This is a genomic window from Bernardetia aquimarina, assembly GCF_042180575.1.
Lineage (GTDB): Bacteria > Bacteroidota > Bacteroidia > Cytophagales > Bernardetiaceae > Bernardetia.
The window spans coordinates 3,673,378-3,692,888 of sequence record NZ_CP170094.1; the positions used below are offsets into that span (position 1 = coordinate 3,673,378).

Annotated in this window: 15 protein-coding genes; 4 read left to right on the forward strand and 11 right to left on the reverse strand. The window is 31.0% G+C overall.

Features of this window, described 5'->3' with window-relative positions:
* Positions 1 to 195 precede the first annotated feature (195 nt).
* From ACE193_RS15835 to ACE193_RS15855, 5 genes are all read right to left on the reverse strand, one after another.
* Positions 196 to 2,907 carry a CHAT domain-containing protein gene (locus ACE193_RS15835; RefSeq protein ID WP_375559195.1) on the reverse strand — a complete coding sequence of 904 codons (2,712 nt, stop codon included), beginning with the start codon at positions 2,905 to 2,907 and terminating at the stop codon, positions 196 to 198.
* 223 nt (positions 2,908 to 3,130) lie between these two features.
* Positions 3,131 to 5,632 carry a leucine-rich repeat domain-containing protein gene (locus ACE193_RS15840; protein WP_375559196.1) on the reverse strand — a complete coding sequence of 834 codons (2,502 nt, stop codon included), beginning with the start codon at positions 5,630 to 5,632 and terminating at the stop codon, positions 3,131 to 3,133.
* Positions 5,622 to 6,476: a hypothetical protein gene (locus tag ACE193_RS15845; RefSeq protein ID WP_375559197.1), complete on the reverse strand. Its 855-nt coding sequence runs from the start codon at positions 6,474 to 6,476 to the stop codon at positions 5,622 to 5,624. The genes ACE193_RS15840 and ACE193_RS15845 overlap by 11 nt, the downstream gene beginning before the upstream one ends.
* A 140-nt stretch (positions 6,477 to 6,616) precedes the next feature.
* Entirely contained in the window at positions 6,617 to 7,216 is a 600-nt protein-coding gene (locus tag ACE193_RS15850; protein WP_375559198.1) for a hypothetical protein, read from the reverse strand.
* A gap of 220 nt (positions 7,217 to 7,436) precedes the next feature.
* The gene (locus tag ACE193_RS15855; RefSeq protein ID WP_375559199.1) at positions 7,437 to 8,096 is read right to left on the reverse strand and encodes a hypothetical protein; all 660 of its coding nucleotides are present in this window, start codon (positions 8,094 to 8,096) and stop codon (positions 7,437 to 7,439) included.
* 335 nt (positions 8,097 to 8,431) lie between these two features.
* Between ACE193_RS15855 and ACE193_RS15860 the strand changes: the two genes are divergently transcribed.
* Positions 8,432 to 8,776, forward strand: coding sequence for a hypothetical protein (locus ACE193_RS15860; protein ID WP_375559200.1), 345 nt, complete (start codon positions 8,432 to 8,434; stop codon positions 8,774 to 8,776).
* A gap of 160 nt (positions 8,777 to 8,936) precedes the next feature.
* The gene (locus tag ACE193_RS15865; protein WP_375559201.1) at positions 8,937 to 9,443 is read left to right on the forward strand and encodes a pyridoxamine 5'-phosphate oxidase family protein; all 507 of its coding nucleotides are present in this window, start codon (positions 8,937 to 8,939) and stop codon (positions 9,441 to 9,443) included.
* Between the two features lie 128 nt (positions 9,444 to 9,571).
* Here ACE193_RS15865 and ACE193_RS15870 read toward each other — a convergent pair whose 3' ends face one another.
* From ACE193_RS15870 to guaB, 5 genes are all read right to left on the reverse strand, one after another.
* Entirely contained in the window at positions 9,572 to 10,693 is a 1,122-nt protein-coding gene (locus tag ACE193_RS15870) for a hypothetical protein (RefSeq protein ID WP_375559202.1), read from the reverse strand.
* A 151-nt stretch (positions 10,694 to 10,844) separates the two neighbouring features.
* On the reverse strand, positions 10,845 to 11,960 hold the full coding sequence (locus ACE193_RS15875; RefSeq protein WP_375559203.1) for an SPOR domain-containing protein: 1,116 nt from the start codon (positions 11,958 to 11,960) through the stop codon (positions 10,845 to 10,847).
* A 263-nt stretch (positions 11,961 to 12,223) separates the two neighbouring features.
* Positions 12,224 to 12,673: a hypothetical protein gene (locus ACE193_RS15880; protein ID WP_375559204.1), complete on the reverse strand. Its 450-nt coding sequence runs from the start codon at positions 12,671 to 12,673 to the stop codon at positions 12,224 to 12,226.
* A gap of 49 nt (positions 12,674 to 12,722) precedes the next feature.
* Positions 12,723 to 13,262 (reverse strand): acyl-CoA thioesterase, encoded by a 540-nt coding sequence (locus tag ACE193_RS15885; protein WP_375559205.1) that lies wholly within the window; start codon positions 13,260 to 13,262, stop codon positions 12,723 to 12,725.
* Positions 13,263 to 13,454: 192 nt separating this feature from the next.
* On the reverse strand, positions 13,455 to 14,900 hold the full coding sequence (guaB, locus tag ACE193_RS15890) for an IMP dehydrogenase (protein WP_375563366.1): 1,446 nt from the start codon (positions 14,898 to 14,900) through the stop codon (positions 13,455 to 13,457).
* Positions 14,901 to 15,247: 347 nt separating this feature from the next.
* Here guaB and ACE193_RS15895 point away from each other — a divergent pair, with 347 nt between their 5' ends.
* Together ACE193_RS15895 and ACE193_RS15900 are read left to right on the forward strand one after the other, a co-directional pair.
* On the forward strand, positions 15,248 to 16,156 hold the full coding sequence (locus tag ACE193_RS15895; protein ID WP_375559206.1) for a cell division protein FtsX: 909 nt from the start codon (positions 15,248 to 15,250) through the stop codon (positions 16,154 to 16,156).
* 167 nt (positions 16,157 to 16,323) lie between these two features.
* Entirely contained in the window at positions 16,324 to 18,045 is a 1,722-nt protein-coding gene (locus ACE193_RS15900; protein WP_375559207.1) for a tetratricopeptide repeat protein, read from the forward strand.
* A gap of 13 nt (positions 18,046 to 18,058) precedes the next feature.
* On the opposite strand, the gene ACE193_RS15905 is transcribed toward ACE193_RS15900, so the two are convergent.
* Positions 18,059 to 19,342 carry a sensor histidine kinase gene (locus ACE193_RS15905; protein ID WP_375559208.1) on the reverse strand — a complete coding sequence of 428 codons (1,284 nt, stop codon included), beginning with the start codon at positions 19,340 to 19,342 and terminating at the stop codon, positions 18,059 to 18,061.
* Positions 19,343 to 19,511 lie beyond the last annotated feature (169 nt).

Here is a 19,511-nt window from a genome sequence, read left to right on the forward strand (position 1 = left end):
TAGTAACGTATTTTAGTTAATTGAATCAACAATAAAACGTATTCCCAAACAAGAACCAAAAAAAGCATATAGACAAAATATAGACAAACAGAAAAAAGTCTTACAGTCTTATTTGACACCTTGCTAAGTCCAATTCCTATTTCAATCTTCACTTCATCTACTTCTACTTTCTAAAATCAGAATTCTACATTGGCTTTACTCTCCTACCATCACAAAAGCTCCCCAATAATAAGGCTCGTTGTATTTTTCTTTAAGTTTCAGTTGAGCTATTTTGAAGGCTTCTCGTTTTGATTTTCCACTCAAAAGACTTTCATAAAAAGTAACCATCAAAAGTTGTGTAGCTTCATCACTTACTTTCCAAAGCGACATAATAAGTGTTTTTGCTCCTGCTTGTCGGAATGCTCGTTGAAGTCCATACACACCTTCTCCATTATGAACATCTCCCAAACCTGTTTCACAAGCAGAAAGAATTACAAGTTCAGTTCCGTCAAGATTGAGATTCATGGCTTCTTCGGCTGACAAAATTCCGTCTTCTTCTCCTAGTTGTGGATTCTGGCAACCTGCTAGTAAAAGCCCACTTCTAAGAAATGGATTTTCTAACAAACTTCTATCTTCAGCTTCTTGCATTGTGGTTACTTTACTACTTGGGATTTCGTTTATGAAAAAACCATGTGTTGCAATATGTAGAATAGTAGGGTTTTTTAGTGCTTTTATATTTTCTTCTGTGGCTTCATTATTTTGTAAAAGAATTGTAGAAACATGTTTCTGATTTAGCAAATTATTAATTCGATTGGTTTCTATTTTTGTTCCTTCCAAGACAGGAATTACAGTTTGTTGACCTACTACACGTTGCAAACCATTCAGACTTCTATCAATTCCATTTACCTTTAAAGTATCTTTGCCATTTAAGTTATAAGAAGGATAACCCAATAAATAGGCTTTATATTCTGCAAAGTTTTTACTCAAATCTAAGTTTTTATCTTCTTGATTTTTGAGTTGTATCAAATCTCTACTACTTGTAATGAGTTGGATACTTTGTTCTTCTAGGAGATATTTTTCTGTTATTGGATTTTTGAATGTATTCAAATTGAGTTTGTGATAAACTCCATCAGGCGAAAAATAGATTTTAGAATACCCTTTTTTATTAGAAAGGCTATCTAGTTTGTCTTGTATTGGTTTCCAATATTGATTGTAAGATTCATTATTTTCTAATTGAAAGTCAATATTATTTTGATAGAAAAATAGAGCTTCATTTTCTAGTTCCTGTCCATTTTTTAAGACTAAAAGTTCAGGATTTTCTTTTGTTTCTTTGGTCAGAATAAGGGCTATATAAACTGTATCTATTTCGTTTCCTTTCTTATTGTACTTTATCAAATGAAACATTTCGATAACAGCTTCTTTTTCTGAAAGACTTTCTCTTACTTGTTGCCATGTGTAGTCTTTTTTTGTTGTATTTTCTTTAAAAGATGCTGATTTTTTCGAAATTTCTCGTTCTAGTTCATTTATATCAGAATTTAATTTCGTAATATCAATAGCTTTATCTCGCTCTTCTATAGGAGTTTGTAACAGGCTAATATAATTCTGTTTTTGTCTTTTCCAGTTTTTATATTGTGATATTAAAGTTGTATCATTGCTGCCTAAAATCTGTTTTTTCATTTTTTGAGTAGAAGAAAAAATAATTCCTTTCATGAAAAGAAGCTCATCAAAAAGTCTTGCACTCATTTGTTTTTTTTGAGGATGATAAGTTATTGCATAATCTATAAAGCCTTCAAAAAACATTAATATATCGTTATAATAAAGAGTTTTTTCTTCTTCTGAAAGTGTAGGAAACAACCTATTAATTTGCTTTTTTTTGTTTCTTAATGCTTCTTCATAATAGTTTTCAGCTGTTTGATAGCGTTGTTGAATTTTATAAAGACTTGCTAAATTAAAACAAGAAAGTGCATAATCTGGGTGGTCTTCTCCAAATATATTTTGGTAGGTAGAAAGAGCTTTTTTATGAAACTTTTTAGCTTTCTTATAATTGCCTTGTAGGATATATAATTCGGCAATATTGTTAATATCATCAGCAAGTAAAGGACTATTTTTACCAAAAATTTTCATATCTATTTGAATAGCTTTATTATAATATGTTTCTGCTTTTTCATACATTTCTATATCTGAATACAGATTTCCTAAATTATTACAGATAGAAGAATAGCCTTCACTTTCTTGCCCCTCTTCTTTTTCATAAATTTCCATTGCTTGAAAGTATAGTTTTTCAGCTTTGTCATTTTTTCCTATATCTGAATAGAGATTTGCCAAATCTTCACAGATTATGCCATACCACAAATGATTTTTGCCTAATTCCTTCTCAATAATTGCTTGTAGCTCTAGATAAATAGGTTCTGCTTTATCGTATAAAGATTGTTCGTAATATATGTCGGCAAGTCCTCTCAAAACACGCAGGTAAAATTCATTATCTTTTTCTCCTAACTTTTCATAAATAGTTTTTGCTTCCAAAAAAAGAGGCTCTGTTTTTGTATAGACTGCATTTTCTAAGTAAAAATTAGCCAAAAAATAGCATGAATGAGCATAGTGTTTGTGATTTTTGCCTACTGCTTTTTGTGTAAGCTCTCTAGCTTCTATTAAAAGAGGCTTGGCTTCTTGATAACGCAAATCCTCCATATAAACATAAGCCAAATGAATTGTCGTTTGAGCATAGAGTGTATCTTCTTTTCCAAATTCAAGTTCAATTTTTGACAAAGCTGTTTGAAAATATTTCTCTGATTTTTTATAGTCTTCATTCCTTAATAAATCTAAACCAATACTATCTAATTCTTGATAGCTTAGTTTTTCTAAATTTTGAGTAAATGCAGAAAAATTAAAAGCAAAAAACAGTAATACAAGTAACAATGTAAATTTCATAATTAAGAATTTAGTAGCACACAGTATATTTTTATGAATCAACAAGAAAGTGCATTGTTACCAAAATTCCAAAAAATGTGTATGGACAAAATATAGACAAGTGGAAAATAATACTGTACATGCAGATGGAACAAGACCAATACAAAAAATCCTTACTCAATATAAAAATTGAATAAGGATTTGTTTTCTTGACAACTTCAAATATTGCTTGAATCAAATAATTCTAATAATAAATCACTTCACAACGTGGGTGGTCTTTCTTAAAATCATCTACTTTTCTACTAGAAATTTTGGTATTGTAACAGCGCAGAATTTCTAATTTTCTCATATTTTCTAAGCCTTTAAGGTTGCGTAATTTTGTAGTATTACAAGAAAGTTCGGTTAGTTCTTTTAAAGGTTCTAAGCATTTTATGGTTTTGATTTGTGTGCCTGCACAGTTTAAGCGTTTGAGGTTTTTGAATGCTCCCATTGGCTCAAGGCTTTCTACTGGTGTATTTTCAAAAACTAATTGCTCCAAATCTCTAAGAGGTGTAATTGGCTCAAGATTAGAAACTGGAGTTTCTGAAAAGCGCAAAATACGAAGCGTTTGGATATTTTTGATAGGAGAAAGATTGCTTACACTTGTACGCACAAAACTAAGTTCACGCAAACGAACAGACATTTGTAAAGGCTGCAAATCACGAATATCACTTATTCCATCAAGATTAATTGATTCTAAATAAATCATGGCGTGTAACTGTTCCTTATTTGGCTCTGTTTCTATTTTGACATGACTTTTCATTGCCTTTTTCCAACTTGCAGATAACCCTGTCCACCAATTATTGAGTGTAACTGTTTTGTAAATTACAATGGTAGAAGGATTTTTATTTAAAAATGTAGCAACTAGCTCATCTTTGAGAGCCGAACCATCAGCATAAATAAACTCTAAATTAGTCAGATTTTGTAATGTAGAAATATCACTTACAGATGTATTTTCAATATCTAGTTTTTTTAATCTAGCCAAACTTTGCAACGAAGAAACATCTGAAATTTTGGTATTATTTGCTTCCAACACTTCTAAAGCAATCAAATCACGCAAAGCTGTAATGTCTGTAACCTGCGTTCTGCTAATATTTATTTCCTTCAATCCTTCAAAAATACGAAGTGGCTCAACCGTTTTGATAGACTGTCCTTTTGCATCAATTTTTGTAATTCTTGAAAGAGTAGCTAATTCTTCTTTTGTTGGATTTGATGGCGTTAATTTGCTTGCTGTTCTGAAAACTTCTTTCCATTCAAGAGATAAATTTTTCCACCAATTTTGTAATGCTTCTGATTCATAAACTACCAAAATATTTGATTTTGATTTCGTTAGTTCTTGTGCCTGTCCTAGTTTTACACCTGTATTGTCACAATAAACACGCTCTAAAGCAGCAACAGAAACAAGAGGTTTTAAGCTAGAAATTTTAGTATTATTGGCATAAAGTAAACGTAATTTTTCTAGTTTAGAAAGAGGTTCTAAGCTACTTACATTTGTATTCGAAATATCCAAACGCTCTAGTTCTTTAGTTTCTGAAAGTGCCGAAATTGAAGTAATTGGAGTAAAAGAGGCTTCCAAAAATTGCAAATCAGAACTGTTTTTGAGTGGATCAAGATTAGCTACTTTCGTTTTTGAAATTCTAAGTTCTTTCAAAATACTTCCATCTACCATTCCAAGAGCTTCCAAAGAATTTACACCTGTAATAGACATATCCAAACGCTCTAAATGTGTCAAGTATTCAAGTGTTTTTATATCACTTACTTTTGTGTTTGAAACATTGAGTTCTCTCAAATTGGTTGCATAAGTAAGAGCTAAAAGATCTTGAACTGGCGTATTAGAAGCATCCAAAACTTCTAAATTAGTGATACTTCGAAGTGGAAACAGGTTTGCAACCGATGTGTTTGCACACTTAAATGTCTTTAGTTTCATCAGACGACTTACTGGCTGAATATCCTTTACAGTTGGGTTATTACTAATATCCAAAACTTCCATTCCTACAATAGAATGAAGTTGAGTATTACTAATCGAATCTCCAACAGGAATAGTTACGTATTGACTAAAAACAGCTAACCACTCGGCTGGTAAATCATTCCACCAACTACGTAAAACTTCTGTTTCGTTCGCTTGACTTGTATAAATACTAATAATCTTCATGTCTTGACTTTCTGGGTCATAGCTCATGTCTATATAACGAGGAAGATTATTTTTTACTTTTTCATTTTTAAAATTTGTGCCTTCTAATGCACGATTTGCAGTAACTGTAAAAAAAATCATTCCATCGGGAGCAACTCTATGAGCAATACTAGAAACTTCATATTTGAAAGTTACATTTTTGTAGAAAAAGTCAATGTCTTTCAAATAAGACTGTACATTTTTGTTTACCCACAAATCACGTTTTTCAATCAAATCATCTTCTATCTGAACATCTCTATCTTTAAAGATTTTTTGAAAACTTTGATTGACAATCGTTTCTTTATCACGAACAGACGATTCTTCTTCGCCTAATGTATTGTACATAAATTGCATAAAAGAAACCAAAGAACGGACACGTCCTTCGTATTCTTCTAGTTTTTCGGCTGAAATCTGTTCGCCTTGTGTTTTTTTGTCTTTATCATTCTTGCCTGTGTTTTTTGTTGTCTGGGCAAAAAGAGTAGTAGTAGTGAATGCCAATAAAAGGCATAAGAGATAAGAACGGAAATTAATTACCATTAGAATATATATAATTTAACAAAACATCTTTATTATCAGGAGTAAGGCGAGCCAAATTCGAAATCAGCCACCCATTATTGTATCCTCCACGATTAAAACGAGAAACTTCAAGATACCAATTATCTATTTGGAAAAAGTGAAATTTTACATCTGTAACCGTTTTGAATTGTAGTGCATTACGAGCTACTTCGTACAAAAACAAACTTACATAATCTGTTTTATGACCTGTTTCTACATAATTTTTGACTTCTTTGAGTTCTTGAGGCTCATCGAATATCTTTCTTAGATTCATAAACTCTAGTTCGTGGCTAAGGGGATGTAAAAATTTGCTTGGGTCTTGAATATCTTTTCCCATTATTTTGGCAAAAGGAGCAAAATAAACATTACTGATTACCCATTTTGAACCCACTTTTTCTTCTTGGAGCTTCATAAAAAGTGTCAAGTCTTGTTCTCTACCTTCATAAACGAAACGAGTGGTTACCTCTGCAAACCAATTTCCACCATGAAACTCTAAAAATGTAGGGTTAGTTGAGTTAGTAACTTGATTTACAAAATCATTTTTTACGGATTGAGGAACAGCTTTATTTTGTCCATCAAATAGAATATTAATATAATCTTTTCTATCTGAGTTATTTCTAAATTCTTTACTTGTTGGGTCAAACTTATTTCCTAGTTTGTCCTCTTCATGATTAAAACGCCTAAAAAACTGATTCATTTGCTTTGTTGCAGCATACAAATCAGATTCGTCTCCCAAATAATTACCTATTTGAGCCGAAACAGAAAAAGGCAAAAGAAAAACTAATGCCAAAAGGAAAGTTGAAAAAATATTTTTTACTATCATCATAAATTAATTACGAATTGCTTTATTAATTGCGAACTGAAAGACGACGAAGTCAATTAAAAATTACGAATTACGAAAACCAATTACATGCTTTAAAAAATAAAAAACGTAATCCGTAATTCGTAATTCGTAATCGAACTTGTCTAGTTTCTCTTTGTTTCACTTACACGAACATCTCCTAACATAACATCCCAAAAGCCGATTTCACGACCAGCAATAGTAGTTTTTTTACGTTCTACATAAACTGTAATGTCCTTTTTAGTTACATCAGAATACTGAACCAAACCATCGGCAGATTTACCTTGAAAACGTTGGAAGATAGTAATTACACCTACATAACGACCATCTGGTTGTTTTTCTAGGTCAGAAATATACTGAATATTAAACCAATCGATTTCTACTTGGTCGTAATTAAGAGCCATCAAACGGTCAAAATATTTACGAACACCATAATAACGAATCGCTTTAGAGTTTACAGAAGAAACGCCCATTTCTGCACCATCAGAAAATAATTCCATAGCACGGTCAATGACACGCATTGCTTCCGAATACTGTGTAGATTTGTTGCCAATAATAGAAATATAACGGCTCAAGTCTTTTACTTTTTCAAGTGCAAGAGAATCAATAGCACGTTTACGAGTAGGACTAAGGTCAGCGTTTGTTTGAGCAGAAGCAGAAGAATCTACTGCCATAAAAGCAAAAACAAATAAAAATGAGAAAAGAATTTTTTTGATATTTTTCATAATAACTGAAATTCAAATAGTGGATTTAAAAAGTTTAAAAAATGACATTGTAACTGAAAATGCAGTTACTCATTGAATGATAATAACTAGAGAATGATGTCTAATAATAACTTAGAAATCAAAAAACTGTGCCAAAAATCAAAACTCAGTTGTGGCTGATAATTACATCAACCACAATTTTTCAATAGTTGTTGTTAGCTTTTTAACTAATCAACATGTATTAATTACTAAGTTCTAAAAGTTTGATTTTGCCATTTGCATCTGTACCAATGCTCACTACTTTGTGATTCATTTTCTTTTGGTCTTTGATGAAATTGAGGTATTTTTCGGCTGTTGTAGGCTCGTCATAATCTTTTTCTCCTCCTTCTTCTGCAATGATAATCAAAACAGGAGCTTGTGGAGAAGTAAATAATTTAAGTGCATTTTGAATAGAAGCATTTGCTGTGTTTGCATCACTTGCATTAGCAATTTCTGAGAAGAAATCTTTGATAGTTTTGCTCTTTTTACTGGCTTCTTCTTCAGCTTCTTTACGACGTTTTTCTTCTTCTTCTCTGATGCGTTGCTCTCTTACGCTTTGCTCTGCTTGAGCGATAAGGTCTTTTACAGTTGGGTCATCAACATTCATTGCTTTGATAGCATCAATTCTTTTCTGACGCTCATCGGCAGACATGGAAGTATCATTCAAAACGGCTTGAAGGTCAGCAGTTGCTTTCTCAACTTTACGTTTTTTTTCTGCTGCTGCTTGTGCTTTTGCAGCTTCGGCAGCTTTCTTTTTACTGTTACAACTTGTAGTAGTTAGGGTAGTTCCCATTCCTAAGAGAATAATGAGATAAAAACTTAGACGAAAATACCATTTGCGAATTGACTTGTTCTTTTGCATAACAAAAAATAGGGTTTGAAGTGATTTAAAAAATACGGATTAAGTAAAAAATTGATTGAAAATAAAAAATTGTTCTAATAATTTAATTAAAACAACTTAAATAAATACTTGTTTTCTTTAAAAGAATTGAATTTTGATAATTAAAAACATTCAAAAAAAACATTGTGATAGTATTTTTATGGCTAAATTGTGTAGCAAATTTGCTGACAGGTTTGATAAAAAAGTGAGAGCTTAAAAAATAAATTTGAAAGGTTTGTTATTTGCTATCTATTTTTAACAAAAACTCTTAAAAAGTGTTTAAAAAAATATTTTTCTTACGGCTGACTAAAGTTTCAATGAACAAAATAACACAGCAACTCAAAAATGATTATTCACGCATTTATCAAAAACTAGAAAGTCATTTTGAAAGAATTCATTTTACTAGAAAAGCAAATTATTACACAGCTTATTTTGCTGATTTTTTGGATAAAATAGAAACAAAGGCAAAAGATTTAGAAAGGATCTTAAAAGTCACTCATATTCAAATAACGGAAATAATAGACAAAAAAGAAAATAAAGCTACCAACACAGAGGTTTTGTGTTATTATTTCAAAGAGGTTCAAAAATTAGAGTTACTAATAGATACACAAAAAGAAGAGTTGAAAAGTCTGCAAAAATCAATGAGGGAATATTGGTTTTGATATATCTTCAAACTACGAACTAGAAAAAGTTAAAACTTTTTTTTGTTTTGACTGTTTTTAATACAGAAAAGAGATATATTCAATACTATTTCTAAATTCTAATTATTTAGGAATATTTTTTAAACTATTTTTTTTAATCTAAATACAGAAAACCTATATTATGGGAGAAGTAAAAAACCTTATCGACAAGAAAGCTATTAGCAAAATGCAAGATATGGTAAAAGAACAACGAGTTTGCATGTTTGCTACTAATTTATCAGAAACGCCTTTTTCAGTTTGTCCAATGACAGCACAAGAAGTTTCAGAAGATGGACATATTTTGTTTTTGAGTGCAGCCGATAGCGACCACAACGAAAAAATATTATTAGATTCAAGAGTTCAGCTTATGTTTTCAAATGTTTCTGATAGTGAATTTATGAGTGTGTATGGAAAAGCAACCATTTCAAAAAATAAAGAAAAAATTGACAAAATTTGGGAGCCATTAGCAAAAGCATGGTTTCCAAACGGAAAAGATGACCCTAATTTGACAATCATTGAAGTTTTTCCAGACGATGCCTATTATTGGGATACCAAAGACGGAAAAATTGTTTCGATGGTCAAAATTGTAGCCTCTGCTCTAACAGGTGAAAAAATGGATAGTGGTGTAGAAGGGCATTTGAAAGTATGAAATTAATGAGGAAGTTTAGAATTACAGGTTATGTAATAGCTCAATCGCATCTAAAAACCTTTATTTTTAGATGCGATTGAGCTATAAAAGACTATTTTGAGTTCCAAGTTCACGTTATTTATTATGTATTAATTTTTGTCTAAAGGAATTACTTTTCCTGGTTGTTGTCTATCAACAACTCCTTTTTCTACAAGCATGTGTTGTATTTGTTCTGCTTTCTTTTTACTCCAATAATTTCCATATAAAATTTTGAAAGTAAAATCAGGACCATAATGATCCACTTTTATATAGGCTTCTCTATATCCTTCTTCAATAAGCATTTCACAAAACTCTTGCGCTCCTTCTTGTTCTGGAAAATCTGTCAAATGAATTACCCACCTTCGTTTATCAATTCTATGTCCTTTATGGTCATACATAAAATCATTTTTGGGGTCAAAGGGTTGATAAGGAGGATAAAATGTTTTGATTTCTAATACTTGGTTATCTTTTTTGAAAGGCATAAACCAATCATATTGCAATACAGAAAATGCTTGTACATCTTCATCAACAGGCTTGATATACAAATAATACGGATTTCCATCTTCTTCTTTTTCCATTCTTGCAAGGTCGCCATTTATAGTTGGTGTATAAACAGTAATAAGTATATTTGAACGACGATCATCTTCTGGAGACTCTACAAAACTCTCAGGCATTTTTGGAAGTGCTGTAATTACATCCATTTTACCATCAAAATTAAAATCTCCAAATGATTCTATACCAGGAAGAATACTATTAAAAGCATAAGCAACAACTTTATCTGGATTAGTAATATCAAAAAGATTATAACACTTAAAACGACACCCTTTAGTCATACATTCTTCACTCAATGTATAAAAACAAAGGTATTTTTTACCTAAAAAATCAAACTCATAAACATCTAAAAAAATACTTAAATACTGAACTAATGAGCGTTCGATACTACAATAAAACCTAAAATGTTGTCCATTTATATATACTCCTGTTGGTGCTGGATTTATAATTGGATGGTATTGAGGACCATTGAGTACGTATAAAGAAATCGGGATACTTGACCCTTGATAATCTGTAAAACTGGTATCACTCTTCTCTCTCGGAAGAGAAGGTGTAGGATGCATCGTAATAGTAACTGGCTCTTGGCTAAGTTGTGCTATTTGATAATCTTGTGCCAAAACAGAAGATGCATACAGCATAAAAGAACCTATAAATAAGATAAATACGATTATATTTTTCATAAACTGTGCTTTTTTCATTTTTATTAGATAAGCAGACTTTATAGTATAATTAAAGATTTTTTATTCTTATCTTCAAAACGCTAGATTTTACTAAAAGTTATATTTATTAAGGAATAGAATATGAAGAATTAAATTAATTCAAAAAGTAGGATTAAAACTCTGTTCTCATATTTATTAATCTACCATTTACACCTGCTTTTTTTAAGTCTAACTGTAACTGTTGTATTTTTTCTTTGTTTTGATAATTTCCTGCCAAAACCAAAAAATGCAAATCTCTATTGTATTGGTCTATATACACAAAGACATCTTCCAGCCCTCCTTGCATCAAGTATTCACAATAATCTAAAGCACCTTCAATCTCATCAAACTCAGCTACTTGTACTGCCCAAACATTTTGAGGAACTCGGTAGCCTTTTGCATCATACAAAAAAGGTTCTTTAGGGTCAAAGGAAACATAAGGAGCATAATAAGGTGTAATAGGAGCTATTTTTCCTGATTGATCTTTTAATGGAATAAACCAATCATTTTGTACCACCTCAAACCCTGAAAACTCTTCATCTGTTCCTTTTATAAATAAATAATAGCTATTTCCTTCATGTTTTATATCCACTGCTTTTCCTTCTTTATCAAATGAAAACACAGTAACTAATCCGTAAAGCGACTTATCTTCTGTTGGGATTTTGTCTTCTTCAATATTAGGAGGAAGCTGTGAAGCTACACGAATAAAATCCATTACACCATCACTATTATAATCTCCAAACGTAAATGTTTCTCCATATACGCTTGCAAATGAATTGGCTGATACATTGTTGGGATCAGTTACATCAAATAAATTATAACAACGATACAAACACCCTTTATGCAAACAATCTTCTCTAAAACTAAAAAAACAAAGATATTTTCTTCCCAAATATTCAAATTCGTAAATATCTAAAAAGTTAGAGATATTTTTTTCACTCCCTCTTTCTGAGTCACAATAAAAATTATATTCTTTTCCATTAATCAGAAGTCCTGTGGGGTTAGGATTCAAAATGTGATGGTATTGAGGACCATTGACAAAATAAACAGAAAAATCTCCATACAAACCAGAATAAACCGTCAGTGTGGTATCTCCTTTTTCATCAAATCCTGAAGGTAAGGGGTGTGACTTTACCTCTACCTGTTCTTGAACAAGCATAGGAAAAGTATAAACAGCCTGTGCTTTACTTGTTTGACTGAAAGCTAAAAGAACGAAAGCAGAGAATAAGAATAACGTATATTTTTTCATAATAGAGAACATTTTGAAAGCCATCACTTGAAATGAAAGTCAAATGAGAATCAGAATCTAGCATTTTTTAAATAATAAATAACGAGGAAAGTTAAAAAAATGGAGTTAGAAAGACAGTTTTGATTTTCCTCATCAAAATTATATATCCAAAATACGAACCAAAAATGTTATTTGTATTTTTCTAACTTTATTTTAGGTTCAATTTAGCTAAAATTATAAAAAACAGAAAACGTATTACCTACTGTTTTCTGTTTCTTTATTCTTTAATTTTTCTTTGCTTGATTATTTAACTCTTCAATATGATGATAAGTACTGTGTAAGTTATTTAGTTTTGTCAATAATTCTTTGTCAGTTGCTTTTTTTGTTTCTACCAAAGTATGCAATTCTTTACTCTGTTTTACTAATTTTTGTAGTGTAGTTTGAAGATCTTTTTTTAATTTTTTACTTTCAGATTTTTCAAAATAGACTGGTAATTTAGAGCTTAAAAGGTTTTCGGCAGCTTCTACAAGTTCATCTGAGTCATTTTTTACAGGCTCAAAATCTCCATCCTCAGCAGGGTGAAATGTCAGAGCAATAGACATATGAAATGCTTCTAGTCCTTCCCAAACATCAATTTGAGTTAGTTGGAGCTGATTTGTTTGAACAAAGGAAGTGAAAAATAAATATGTAAAAAGGACAGAAAAAAACAAAAATAGTCTTTTGGCAGATTTCATAAATTTTTAAATTGATGATTTATAATAGATATATTTAGGTTAAATTTAATTAGATACTTTCCTTTTTTGTCCTTTGACTTTTATAAAAAGTAGTAAGTTCTTTTACACGCTCATCAAAAGTTATTTTTTCTGCATCAAATTCATTTAGATTTACTTTTGAGAAAAATTCTTTAATATTTTCGGTATGATTTGTTCTTCGTCCGTTAGTAAGATTAATAAAAACAAGTTTCATCCAAAGAAGTGATTTTAATTGCGTTTCGTCTTTGTTAAGCATCCTACATTCAATCATCAAATTTGAGTCATCATAAAAAACAGTTGCTGTTCGGATTACAATTTCTTCTCCATAAACAGCCGAACGCAAATATGCCAATTCTTGTTTCTGAACTACCCAACCTTTTTTTTCTTCATTTATAAAATCTACCAATCTCCACCCATAATCATAAGTTACTTGATTATCTCTTCCATCAAGAAAATAATCTAAATACCTTCCATTATTCAAGTGTCCATAAGGGTCGCAATCTTGAAAGCGAACAAGAAATTCAGTTCTTGACAAAGGATTTATTTTGTGTTTGGGTTGAGGAAGTTGCATAACTGATATAATGAAATAAGTAAATTGAATAATTTATAAGATTACAAAACTAGCTAATTTTGATTAAAATTTTATATCTAATTCTCTAAAATTAAACTTCTTTATCTATTTGAAAATTACTATTAATGACAATAAAAAAACGCATAAAACTTTATAAATTTTATGCGTTTCATTTACTTTCGAATAAAAAATTTAATTTCTACTATAATTTGGAGCTTCACGAGTTATCATTACGTCGTGTGGGTGGCTTTCTCTCATTCCTGCATTGGTAATTTTGACAAATTGTGCTTTCTGCAAATCTTCAATAGAAGCTGCACCACAATAACCCATTCCTGCTTTAAGTCCACCAACAAGTTGATAAATCACTTCAGCAGCTTTTCCTTTGTAAGCTACTCTTCCAGTAATTCCTTCTGGAACAAGTTTTTTAATATCATCTTCTGTATCTTGGAAATAACGGTCTTTTGAGCCGTCTTCCATTGCTTCAATCGAACCCATTCCACGATAATATTTGAATTTTCTACCTTCATAAATTATCATTTCCCCTGGTGCTTCGTCTGTCCCTGCTAAAAGTGAACCTATCATAATACAAGATGCACCTGCTGCAATCGCTTTGACTAAATCTCCTGAAAAACGTACTCCTCCATCTGCAATAATCGGAACTCCTGTTCCTTTTACAGCCTCAGCAGCTTCAAAAACAGCCGATAATTGAGGCATTCCTACTCCTGCAATAATTCTTGTTGTACAGATACTTCCAGGACCTACACCTACTTTTACAGCATCTGCACCTGCATCTGCAAGAGCTTTTGCACCTGCACCTGTGGCTACATTTCCTACAATAACTTGAAGTTTTGGATAACTAGATTTTACTTTTTTGAGCATTTCTATAACACCTTTTGAGTGTCCGTGAGCTGTATCAATCGTGATAACATCAACAGCAGACTTTACAAGTGCAGCTACCCTTTCTAAAGTATCGCCAGTAACACCAACGGCAGCACCCACACGCAAACGACCTAATTCATCTTTACAGGCATTTGGTCTATCACTATTTTTGAGAATATCTTTGTAAGTAATAAGTCCTACTAGATTGTTTTCATTATCAATAATTAATAGCTTTTCGATTTTATTTGCATCTAAAATTGATTCTGCTTGCTGCAAATCAACACCTTCTTTTGCTGTAATCAGATTTTTAGAAGTCATTATATCCGAAACTTGAAGAGAAAGGTCTTTCTGAAAACGTAAATCTCTATTGGTAAGAATTCCAACTAATTTTTTATTTTCATTAATAACAGGGATTCCACCAATTTTGAATTCTTTCATCAATCGGTTTGCATCTGCAAGGGTTTGATTCGGAAAAACAGTTACTGGGTCAGTAATCATTCCACTTTCCGAACGTTTTACTTTTCTTACCTGTTCGGCTTGGCGTGCAATACTCATATTTTTATGAATAAATGCCATTCCTCCTTCTTGAGCAATAGCAATCGCCATTTCAGCCTCACTAACCGTATCCATTGCAGCCGAAACAATCGGCACATTCAATGTAATTGTTTTAGTAAGTTTAGTCTTCGTTTGCGTATTTCTAGGAAGTGTTTCAGAATAGGCAGGAACAAGTAATACGTCATCGTAAGTGAGAGCTTCCATTAAGAATTTGGAAGCAAAAGCATCAGAAATATTCTGGCTTTGTAGGTTTGGGTGGCTAGTTGTAGCTGCACCGTTTTGGGTTGTGGAATTTTCAGGCATGTGCAAATAATGTAATGTTTCTATTTGCCATACAAAATTAAGGAATTATTTGGATTTACAAGTATTTGAATGAAATATTCTTTTTTTATTAAAATTGAGAACACCCTTTTTGAATCACAGAGAGTAAAGAGTTGGAGGAGGGAATACAGTTTATTTGATGTAATTAAATTACTTTTTAGTATTTTTGTACTGTAGATTAATTGAAATTTAATTAATCACTAATCATTGAACATTAATCACTAAAAGTATTGCAATTTCCTTCTATCAATCGTCCTTTTTCCAAAAAACGCATTGGCTCTTATCCATATATGGGTGTGCTAGTTAATATTACGTTGGCACTTTTTATTACAGGACTTTTGGGTTTGATTTTGATTTATACGTATCAATTTTCTATTCGAACAAAGCAAAATGTAGAAGTAGAAGTGTATTTGCGTAGAGATGTCAATGAAAATCAGCGTTTGAGTATTCAGAAAAAGCTCACTCAATTAGAATTTGTCTTGAAAGATGAACAGGGAAAACCTCGTATTCGTTTTATGGCAAGTGAAGAAGCTGCCGAAATGATGCGACAAGAAGCAGGAGTAGAATTTGAAGAGTTTTTGGTAGGAGAAAATCGTTTGCCTGATGCCTATTATATCAATGTAGAAGAATCTTATTATCAAAAAAATAAAATGGCACTTCTAAAAGCTCAAATTGAAAGCATAGACGGTGTTTATGAAGTAGATTTTAAAGATAAGTATATTGAAGAGATTACTAAAAACCTACAAACAATTAGTTATATTTTTTCAGCTTTTGCTGTTGTATTTTTTATTGCTGCAATTATTTTGATTGATAGTGGTGTGCGTCTTGCACTTTTTTCTCAGCGTTTTTTGATTCGAAGTATGCAACTTGTCGGAGCAACTCCATTTTTTATCAAAAAACCTTTTCTTCGTCGTGCTTTTATTCATGGAATCATTGGAGGAGTCATCGCTTATGTTTTGGTGCTTATTCTTGCCAAAGGTTTTGCCTTATGGATTCCAGAACTCAATGCTTTTGATTATATGAGTTCTATTCTTGGTCTTGGTTTTATTATTTTGGTCTTGGGAGTTAGTATCAATACAATTAGTGCTTATATTGCTGTGAGCAAATATTTGTATATGCGATTGGATGACTTGTATTAATTTTTTGTGTAGAAAAAGACATTGCAACTAGAATCAATTTATTTTCGTTTAGATTAAGAACTAGAGAAACGAATAGATTAAAAATATCAAATTTTAGAATTTTCTTTTATTTCTCTATCTTGTAATTGCCCTTTTAAGGCTTATTTTAATTTAGATGAATATCGATAATGAAAAAATATATTCTTTTCTTTCTTGTTTCTAGCTTTTACTTATTAGTTAATTTTTCAGTAATTGCACAAACGGCTTCCATTCCTCATTCTTTAGATGAGGCTATTTCTCTTTTTAATGCAGGAAACCACAACGAAGCCAAAACATTATTACGCCAAAATTTAGAACATGACCCTGATGATTCGGATTCTCGTTCTGTATTGGGAAAAATGAATTATCATTTGGGAGAATGGAAAACTGCTATTGATATTTGGAGTGAAGGTTTAAATGGCAAACCGTCCGATTTTGTCTTTCACATGAATATTGGAAATGTTTTTTTTGAAAAAGCAGAGCAAAATGCACCTTCTATTTATCTAAAAACATATTCAGAGACAGAAATAGAAGAAAAATCAGAACTCTATGAACAAGATTTTATCAAAAACACCTCTCCTTCTTTTTTGAAATATTGGCAAGAGGGAATTAATGCCTATCAAGCTGCCTACAAAATTTATCCGTATGAAGAGTACGTTTTGGAAAGATTAGGTGAATTTTATGAAATGAATAGACGATTTGATAGTACATTTATTTATTATAAACAACTTGCAGAACTTTATCCAGAAAATAGTCATTATCTCACAAATGCAGCTATTTATCAAGCTAAAATAAAAACATCTAATCAAAAAGAACAGGATTCTTTAGATAATTTAGTAGTAGAAAGACTAAATTATTCTTTAAAAGTTGATGCTCAAAACCCTGATACATATAGAGAATTAGCTCGCATCTTGACAGAAAGAGAAAGTATTGAGAAAAACACTCAAGAAGGTGAAAATGATGAAAACCATAAAAAGGAGGAGGAAGTAGAAACTTTACCTTCTTTAGAAATGATACAAAAAGCTGATTTTTATGCCTCTATTCCTAAATTTGCACGCTTTGAGTTTTCGAAGGAAAATGCCTTGATTTTGGATAAACTACTAACAAAAAGTTATAGTCAGAAAAAAAATTGGTCTAAACTCCTAGATTCTTTAATACATACTATTTCTGATAAAAATAATGAGAAAGACATTTCTACACAAAACTTATTAATTACTGTGTTGGCTGCTGATGCTTCAGATTCTGAATTGATGCGTACTTTTAATAATTATTATTCTTTATTTAGAGAACGAAAAAATATAATTAATACGCTGGCAAACACACATTACGGACAATGGCTTTTGATACAACTTTTACAAGAAACAAAAGAAATAAAGCTAACAAGAGATGTAACAACTACTTTGGTAAGGAAAAAATCGCCTAATATGCACGATGTTTTGATTGATTTGTTGGAATATGATTATTTACCTGAGTCAATGGATATTGCAAAGAATTTATCAAAACTAAATGATGAAAGAAGTAGAACGGCACTCATAAAAGAATTGTATTTGCCTTTACCAAAAACGTCTGCTAAATGGAAAAATAGAACTTATTATGCATTGCAGGTGCGTCAGATGCGAGCTATTTTAGCTCTGTCTGCATTAGAAAAAGATGAAGAGATAAAACAAGAGTTAGTAAAAGGCTTGGAACGCCCAGATGTACGTTTGTTTTGTGCTGTGGCTCTCTATTCTCAAACTAGAAATAAAGCGTACCTAAAACTTGCCAAAAAATATAAACCTAAAAAAGTACCTTTCCCAGAATTAGGACAGTTTTTGAAGAAATTTAATGATTCCAAAGCAAATTCTTTGGGGGATAAGTTGATTAAGGGGTAAACAAAATAAAAACCTACTTTTTTATTAGATTCGGAAATTCTAGGTAAAAGGAAGTTCCCTTTCCTACTTCTGAACTTACTTTGATTGTTCCCTGTATTTTTTCTAGTGTTTCTTTCAAAATATAAAGTCCCAAACCCGAACCTTGACTATTTTCACTGGCTCTATAAAACATCTCAAATATTTTTTGTTGGTGTTCTTCTGATATTCCAATTCCATTATCTTCAATAAAAATACAGGCTTTTTCTTGCTTAACTTCTCCATATATTTTCAAAAAACGTTTGTCTTTTTGTGCATCTGAATATCGAAACGCATTTGAAATTAGATTATTAAAAATAATACTTATTCGGTACAAATCTGTCTGAAAATCATCTGTTTGAGAAATAATAATTTCTACTTCAAAATCTTTTGCTTTGGGTAAATATTCAAACTCTTGAATTAATTGTAACAAATAGTCTTGCAAGTTGATTTTTTGAGGTGTTATTTCTACACGAGAATTACGAGAATAATCTAAAATATCTTTGATAAAAGAATCTAACTTGAGAAGACTTTTTTCCTTTAGAGTTTCGTAATGTTTAAGTTGAATAGGGTCATTTTCTAGTTTAGAAATAGCAATTAATCCCAAAACAGAGGAAATAGGCGCACGCAAATCATGACTGACACTATACACAAAGTTATCTAATTCTTGATTTGTCTTTGAAAGCTCTGCATTTTTGTCTAAAATTTCTTTTTCAGACTCTATCAATTTTATAAAAATATCTTGATACGACTTTACCAAAATTAAAGCTACTACAGGAAATAAAACAAATACCAAAACCATATTTACCTTTCCAAAAATAGCTTCGTGTATGGGATTAACACCTTTTATTTTAGAAAAAACTGAAAAGTCAAAAAGAACTAAAACCAATAAAAAAAATAAAGGAGAAATAATATGAAAAAGAACATATCTTTTTGAGCTTAAATTTATGACAGAGGGAATAAGAAGGATAGATAAGAAAAACAGAAAATGAATATTGCTATCTTTTCCAATACTACTTGCAAAATAAAATGCCACGAAATTAAATCCAAATAAAAACCAATGTGCAGCCCAACTAATACTTAAATAGCTCTTAACAATTAAAACACTAACTAAATATACAGAGATACAAACCCAAAACCATAAGTTTTCCCACAAACCAAAATATACATCAGGAATGAAACTGATTGTCATAGAAACAAGTAGAAAATAAACTAAAAAAGTTATGTTTTTACTTCGATGTTTGGGTTCATTCTCTAAAAAATCACGAATTGTATTTTTCATTCTGTTTAGTAAGTGTACTTTGACAAGATAAATTATGTCTATTTCTTTTTTTTGACTCTGATTAGAAAATTAAGAATAAAACATTGATAATCAAATTTTTAAATTAAGGAACTATCCCTGCTTTTTTTATAATTAAAAAGCAATAACTATTAAGTTATTAAAATAAACA

Coding starts and splice junctions, on each gene's coding strand:
- ACE193_RS15845 (WP_375559197.1), bottom strand. CDS start 6,476: ATGATGATAGTAAAAAATATTTTTTCAACTTTCCTTTTGGCATTAGTT.
- ACE193_RS15840 (WP_375559196.1), bottom strand. CDS start 5,632: ATGGTAATTAATTTCCGTTCTTATCTCTTATGCCTTTTATTGGCATTC.
- ACE193_RS15855 (WP_375559199.1), bottom strand. CDS start 8,096: ATGCAAAAGAACAAGTCAATTCGCAAATGGTATTTTCGTCTAAGTTTT.
- ACE193_RS15885 (WP_375559205.1), bottom strand. CDS start 13,262: ATGCAACTTCCTCAACCCAAACACAAAATAAATCCTTTGTCAAGAACT.
- ACE193_RS15905 (WP_375559208.1), bottom strand. CDS start 19,342: ATGAAAAATACAATTCGTGATTTTTTAGAGAATGAACCCAAACATCGA.
- guaB (WP_375563366.1), bottom strand. CDS start 14,900: ATGGAAGCTCTCACTTACGATGACGTATTACTTGTTCCTGCCTATTCT.
- ACE193_RS15865 (WP_375559201.1), top strand. CDS start 8,937: ATGGGAGAAGTAAAAAACCTTATCGACAAGAAAGCTATTAGCAAAATG.
- ACE193_RS15860 (WP_375559200.1), top strand. CDS start 8,432: ATGAACAAAATAACACAGCAACTCAAAAATGATTATTCACGCATTTAT.
- ACE193_RS15870 (WP_375559202.1), bottom strand. CDS start 10,693: ATGAAAAATATAATCGTATTTATCTTATTTATAGGTTCTTTTATGCTG.
- ACE193_RS15875 (WP_375559203.1), bottom strand. CDS start 11,960: ATGAAAAAATATACGTTATTCTTATTCTCTGCTTTCGTTCTTTTAGCT.
- ACE193_RS15850 (WP_375559198.1), bottom strand. CDS start 7,216: ATGAAAAATATCAAAAAAATTCTTTTCTCATTTTTATTTGTTTTTGCT.
- ACE193_RS15900 (WP_375559207.1), top strand. CDS start 16,324: ATGAAAAAATATATTCTTTTCTTTCTTGTTTCTAGCTTTTACTTATTA.
- ACE193_RS15835 (WP_375559195.1), bottom strand. CDS start 2,907: ATGAAATTTACATTGTTACTTGTATTACTGTTTTTTGCTTTTAATTTT.
- ACE193_RS15880 (WP_375559204.1), bottom strand. CDS start 12,673: ATGAAATCTGCCAAAAGACTATTTTTGTTTTTTTCTGTCCTTTTTACA.